Annotated in this window: 4 protein-coding genes; 3 read left to right on the forward strand and 1 reads right to left on the reverse strand. The window is 39.7% G+C overall.

What is annotated here, in order from left to right:
• Nucleotides 1–2: 2 nt before the first annotated feature.
• Entirely contained in the window at nt 3–2,006 is a 2,004-nt protein-coding gene (gene nagE / locus IV84_RS09010; protein WP_046872323.1) for an N-acetylglucosamine-specific PTS transporter subunit IIBC, read from the reverse strand.
• Nucleotides 2,007–2,441: 435 nt separating this feature from the next.
• Between nagE and licT the strand changes: the two genes are divergently transcribed.
• The 3 genes from licT to IV84_RS09025 all read left to right on the forward strand — a co-directional run bounded on the left by licT (nt 2,442) and on the right by IV84_RS09025 (nt 6,782).
• On the forward strand, nt 2,442–3,284 hold the full coding sequence (gene licT, locus IV84_RS09015; RefSeq protein ID WP_046872324.1) for a BglG family transcription antiterminator LicT: 843 nt from the start codon (nt 2,442–2,444) through the stop codon (nt 3,282–3,284).
• A 91-nt stretch (nt 3,285–3,375) separates the two neighbouring features.
• Entirely contained in the window at nt 3,376–5,325 is a 1,950-nt protein-coding gene (locus IV84_RS09020) for a PTS beta-glucoside transporter subunit IIBCA (RefSeq protein ID WP_046872325.1), read from the forward strand.
• A gap of 14 nt (nt 5,326–5,339) precedes the next feature.
• Nucleotides 5,340–6,782: a glycoside hydrolase family 1 protein gene (locus IV84_RS09025; protein ID WP_046872326.1), complete on the forward strand. Its 1,443-nt coding sequence runs from the start codon at nt 5,340–5,342 to the stop codon at nt 6,780–6,782.
• Nucleotides 6,783–6,860: the final 78 nt, after the last annotated feature.

Below are 6,860 nucleotides of genomic sequence, written 5' to 3' on the forward strand. Positions count from 1 at the left end.
ATTTATTTTGTTGTAGCTTCTAATACTTTTACTTCAGGAGTAATTGGATTATGAACGGCTTTGAATTTCAGTAAGGAAACAGCATCCATATTGGTGATAATGACCATCATTGGGGTCTGTTTACCGGCATCTCGGATGGCTTGAAGATCAACGTGGGCAACTAGATCGCCATGCTTGACCTTTTGCCCGTCGGTTACCTTAACGTCGAAGGGCTTACCCTTTAGTTCGACGGTGTCGATTCCCATGTGTAAAAGAATTTCCAATCCGGAATCAGTGGTAAAACCAATTGCATGTTTAGTAGGGAAGACGGTGGATACTGTACCATCAACGGGCGAAGTGATCTCGCCAGTTTTAGGTTCAATTGCGAAACCGTCACCTAACATTTTTTGTGAAAAGGTTGAGTCATTTACATCTTCAATGTTCATATACTGACCCTCAGCGACGCTATAAAATTCACTGGTGACCGCTGATTTAATTGAAGAATCAGTTGGTGTAGCAACAGACTTTGCTTCAGGCTCTTTTTCGGCCGTGTTTTCAAGTGTAGATAACGGCGTTTTTTCATTAAAGAGTTTGCTTAGTGCATCAGCGACAAACTGAACTTCGGTTCCAATAATAATGTGAAGGTTAACTTTATCTAGTTTATTTAAACCAACTGCCCCACTTCGTTTGATCGCACCTTCATCAATTTTGTCAGTGTCTTTAAGTTGCAAACGAAGCCGGGTCGTACAATTGTCGACAGCTGATATGTTATCAACCCCACCAATGGCAATATAGATCTTTTTGGCCTGAATTGAGTATTTATCATCGGTATCACTTGTTTGAATACTTACCTGTGCATCATCAGCGTCTTCGTCGGTAACTGGTTCGCGGCCAGGTGTCATCAAATTGAATTTTTGAATGGCAAAATTGAAACCAAAGTAATAAATGGCCGCCATGACAAGCCCCTGAGGAATCAACATTAAGGGATGGTTGGCGATGGGATTCTTGAGGCTCAGCACATAATCAACGAGACCGGCACTAAATGAAAAGCCGGCGGTCCAATGCATGAAGGCCGCAAATGCCATTGATAAGCCTGTAAAGAATGCGTGCAGTACGTATAAAGGCCAGGCTACAAACATGAATGAGAATTCCAGCGGTTCGGTAACCCCGGTAAAGAAAGAAGCAAAGGCCCCAGCTAACATGAGGGAGCCAACTTCTTTTTTACGTTCAGGGCGAGCATTTTTATAAATAGCGTAGGCCCCAGCTGGTAACCCAAACATCATGACGGGAAAGAAACCGGCTTGATACATCCCAGTAACTCCTTTTGGTCCTTCATGCGCCAAAAACTTCCCAATATCATTAATCCCAGCAACATTAAACAGAAAAACGGAGTTTAAAGCTTGATGAAGACCGGTGGGAACAAGAAGTCGGTTGCAGAACGCATAAATTCCAGCGCCTAGCGGACCTAAGCCGACAATAAATTTCCCAAAGACAACCAAGGCATGATACAAAGGTGGCCAAACAACCAACAAAACTGCACTGATTGCCAACATGACAACGGCTGCGAGAATTGGAACTAGTCGTTTGCCACTGAAGAACGATAGTGCCATCGGTAATTTGGTTTCATGGAAACGATTATACAAGGCAGCCGCGATCAGACCGGACATAATCCCAATAAAAACATTGCTGATTGCAGCAAAGGAAGGATCAACTGCTGAAACTTTAATTCCCATGAGCGTGGCCACAGAACTTGTTTTGAGGACGTTTGTAGGGACTTCAAAAGCAACAAGCCCGGCTAATGCGGCAGCACCATCTTTATCTTTGGCCATGCCGAGCGCAGTTCCGACCGCAAATAGTAAAGGCAACTGCGTTAAAATGGCGTTCCCACCCGCCTGAAGGAAACGGGCAATAAAGCCATTATCTGCTGCTGCCCACCAAAAGCCGACCCCAACTAAGAGCGCCGCGGCTGGAAGAACGGCAACTGGCAGCTGTAAGGAACGACCTAATCTCTGAAAATATGTTTTCACAATGAAAGCCTCCTGAAAATAAATGAAAAATTTTAAAAATAATTTCATTTATTAGTCTAGGACAGGCTAAATAAAAATGCAAGTGGTCATGTTACATAATGTCACATATGCAGGCGTTTATAACGATAAATTAAAAATTGGTGTACCTAACAATTTACCGATCTTAGTTGCCTTGAAAGCCTGTTTTCAGAATTAAAGATGAAAACAAAAGCTAAAAGTGAAAAAGTTTGACAGCGGATACACACACTGCTAATATAGAAACATTGTCACAATGTTATTGCGTTCGGGTAAGCATGAGTGATAAAAGATAAATAAGTCCAAGAAGATGAAAATCTTTAGCGGATTACATTGAATACAATAAGGTGTTATCAAAATTTTGAGCATGGTTTATTCACGATAGAAAGTTAAAGTGAATAAGTCCTCTAGGTGATTATTGTGAAAATAAAACGCGTTTTAAACAATAACACGGCCATTTCAGAAAATCATAATGGTTTGGATGTTCTATTGATGGGGCCGGGAATTGCATTTGGTAAGAAAAAGGGTCAAGAGGTTGATATTTCCAAGGTAGAAAAGACGTTCATTATTAAAGATCAAGACACAATGAACAAATTTACAGACCTGGTTATGGATGTCCCAATGAATGAGATTTTAATTGCAGAGAAGATTATCAACTTTGCTAAAATCAAATTGGGTAAGCAGCTAAATGAGATCATTTATGTAAATTTAACGGATCATCTGCATACAACAATTCAAAGATATCATGAGAAAATTGTTTTAAAGAATCCGTTGAAATGGGATATTGCCCGTTTTTATCCGGATGAATTTGCAGTTGGTCAAAAGTTTGTTGAAGTCGTTAAAAATGAGCTTGGAATTACGCTGGAAGATGATGAGAGTGCCTTTGTGGCATTACATTTTGTTAATGCAGAAACCGAAACTGGCGACGAACAAAATTTAGCGTATGACGTAACCAACATGATCAAAGAAGTTGAAGACATCGTGAAGGATTACTACAATACGGAGTTTGACGAAAGCTCGCTAAATTATTATCGGTTCATCACCCATTTGAAGTTTTTTGCGCAGCGTGTTCTCCAAAACAAGCATTATGACGACGATGCCGATGAAGATCTGTTACAAACGTTGAAGAAAAAATATGCTGTTGCGTATAACTGTGCTCGAAAAATTCAGACTTTTGTTCGGAAAAAGTATGATTACGAGATCAGTAGTACGGAATTATTATATCTGACGGTGCACATCAGGCGCCTTGTCAAAAACTTATAGGGTGTTATCTTAATTGAGCATGACCTAAGTAGCTTATTTAGCTATTTAGGTCTTTTTTTGTCAAAATTTGAAAAAAGAAAGGATTGATCACATGGATTATAAAGATTCCGCAAAACAAATTTATAAAGCAGTCGGTGAAGATAAAAATATCAATTCACTGATTCATTGTATGACGCGGTTACGTTTTCGACTCAAAGATGAAAGCATTGTGAATGATGATACTGTTAAAAAAATTCCTGGAGTAATGGGGGTTAATCATCAATCTGGTCAGTACCAAGTAATTATGGGTAATGATGTCTCTAATTATTATGATGAAATTTTGAAATTAGGTAACATTAACACTGGTGATGCAGATCAAACTTCTGATCAATCTGATCAAGGAGAAGAAAAGAAGAAAACAAATTGGTTTAATCGTTTTGCCAACTTTATTTCATCTTGTATGTCACCCATAATTCCAGCTTTAATCGGTGGTGGGATGATCAAGGTTATCTTGATCTTGCTGCCAATGTGGGGTTGGATGAGTGAAAAAGGTCAAACCTATGCAATTTTGAACATTTTTGGTGACGCGCCATTTTACTTCTTACCAATTATGTTGGCATATACGGCGGCTCAATACTTTAAAGTAACACCGATGTTGGCTATGACAGTTGCCGGAATTATGATTCATCCAAACTTTACAGCAATGGTCAAGGCTGGCCATGCGGTTCATTTCATGGGTTTGCCGGTAACATTGGTAAACTATTCGTCATCTGTTATCCCGATTTTAATGGTTGTTTGGGCCATGAAATATATTGAAATGGGTGTTGATAAGATTTGTCCATCTTCGATTAAGAGTATTTTGAAACCGCTACTGGTTTTGTTCATTACCGGAACCTTGGCTCTCGTCGTCATTGGACCAATTGGAACTTACGCTGGCAAATTACTTTCCACAGTTATCTTGTTCATTCAAAGCAAAGCTGGCTGGCTTGCCATGGCATTGATGACGGCCTTTATGCCATTGATTGTAATGACAGGAATGCACTGGGCATTTGCACCAATTTTCTTGGCCGCATCTGTTGCGAACCCAGATAGTTTGATTTTACCTGCTATGTTAGCTTCTAATATTGCCCAAGGAGCTGCTAGTTTAGCAGTTGCTGCCAAAACTAAGAATCGCAACACCCGTCAAGTTGCCGGTGCTGCTAGTATCTCAGCCTTGTTAGCAGGGGTTACAGAACCTGCGTTATATGGTGTAACCTTAAAATATAAAAAGCCATTGTATGCTTCTATGATTTCAGGAGCTATAACTGGATTGTTTATGGGAATTGTAAAATTGAAATCCTTTACTTTCGCGGTTCCGTCATTACTTTCATTACCTCAATTTGTCAGCAAAACAGATAGCAGCAATATTGTTAATGCAGTTATCGTGGTAATTGTTTCCTTTGTATTAACATTTGTCCTTACCTGGGTATTCGGAATTGATGAAAAAACACCAGCTACGGCTTCAGCTACAGATACAACCACAGCCACAGATGCAACCACGACAGCTGATGCACAAGATACACCAAAAACTACAAAAGTTGTTACAAATAATGTACATTCAGGATCTAAAGAAACAAAGAAAGTTTATAGTCCCGTTAAAGGTGAAATGATTAACCTAGAGAGTGTTTCTGATGACACGTTTGCTAAAAAGATGTTAGGTGACGGAGTGGCCATTATTCCTGAAGAAGGTAAAATTTATGCGCCATTTGATGGTCAAATTATGACCGTCTTCCCAACTAAACATGCGATTGGCTTGAAGAGTGATACTGGAATTGAATTATTAATTCATATTGGTTTAGATACCGTTAATTTGAAAGGTGCCCCATTCACGGCTCATGTGAAGGACAATGATCAAGTTAAAAAAGGTCAATTATTGATGGATGTTGATTTAGACGCAATTAAAAAAGCTGGTTATGATATTACAACGCCAATCGTTGTTACCAATACCAAGGACTTTGTTGAAATTGTATCTAATGACAAGACAACCGTCACAAATGATGATGTTGCTTTGTACGTTATTTAAGGAGGAACTCAGTTATGAGTAAATTTCCAAAAAACTTTATGTGGGGTGGCGCCACGGCTGCCAACCAATTGGAAGGTGCCTATCAAGAGGGTGGCAAAGGTTTATCAATTGCCGATGTTTTGCCTGGTGGTCCAGATCGTTTTAAGCTAGTTGATGAGCCTGATTTTGATTGGACAATTGATGAAAAACATCATACGTATCCAAATCACAAGGGGATCGACCATTATCATCGTTTTAAGGAAGATATTGCCTTGTTTGCTGAAATGGGATTCAAATGTTACCGTTTCTCAATTGCTTGGTCCCGAATTTTTCCAAACGGTGATGAGAAAACGCCTAACGAAGCTGGTTTGAAATTTTATGATCAGGTTATTGCAACTTGTCAGAAATATGATATTGAACCCGTTATTACAATTTCACATTATGAAATGCCTTTAAACCTAGTAAAAAAATATGGTGGCTGGAAGAATCGTCAGTTGATCACATTTTACGAACGATTTGCGCGGACGGTACTGACCCGCTACTACAAGCAAGTTAAGTATTGGATGACTTTCAATGAAATTAATAGTGCGCTGACCTTCCCCGTCATGGGACAAGGATTGGTTGCTTCTAACGGTGCCAATGACAAGCAAAACATCTATCAAGCTTGGCATAATCAGTTTGTGGCGGGAGCTAAAGCCGTTAAAATTGGCCATGAATTGGATCCTAATTTGCAAGTTGGTTGCATGCTGTTGTATGCAACAACCTATTCATATGATTCTAATCCGGTCAATCAGATGGCAACGCTGGAACAGAATCAGGCGTTTAACCATTTTTGTGGCGATGTCCAGGTGCGTGGTGAATATCCTGCGTATACCGAAAAACTGATGAACAAATATGGTTTTAGTTTTTCAGATTTAGAAATTGGTGACGATGATTTGGCCATTCTTAAGACCAATCCAGTTGATTACATTGGATTCAGTTATTACATGTCTTCAACGGTTGATGTTGCCGATTCAAGTCTTGAACAGGCTTCTGGAAACTTGATTGGTGGCGTTAAAAATCCATTTCTAAAGACCAGTGACTGGGGTTGGCAGGTTGATCCGATCGGTTTAAGGATTGCTTTAAACGAATTATATAATCGTTATCAAAAACCAGTATTTGTGGTTGAAAATGGTTTAGGCGCTGTTGACAAACCAGATAAAAATTTCCATGTTCAGGATGATTATCGAATTGATTATCTTCGTGAGCACATTGAAGCCATGGCAGGTGCGGTAGCCGATGGAGTTGATCTAATGGGCTACACACCATGGGGATGCATTGATTTGGTTAGTGCCTCAACTGGCCAAATGTCGAAACGTTACGGCTTTATCTATGTTGATTTAGATGATCAAGGTAACGGAACGTTGAATCGTTATAAAAAGGCTTCTTTTGATTGGTATAAAGAAGTTATTGCCAGCAATGGTGAGAATTTAGGATAGATAAAAAGTAGCTAACGAAATTTTCGATTTCGTTAGCTACTTTTTTGGGTGCGCCCGGCATGGGCGCTAACTAGGCGG

This window comes from Pediococcus damnosus (genome assembly GCF_001437255.1).
Lineage (GTDB): Bacteria > Bacillota > Bacilli > Lactobacillales > Lactobacillaceae > Pediococcus > Pediococcus damnosus.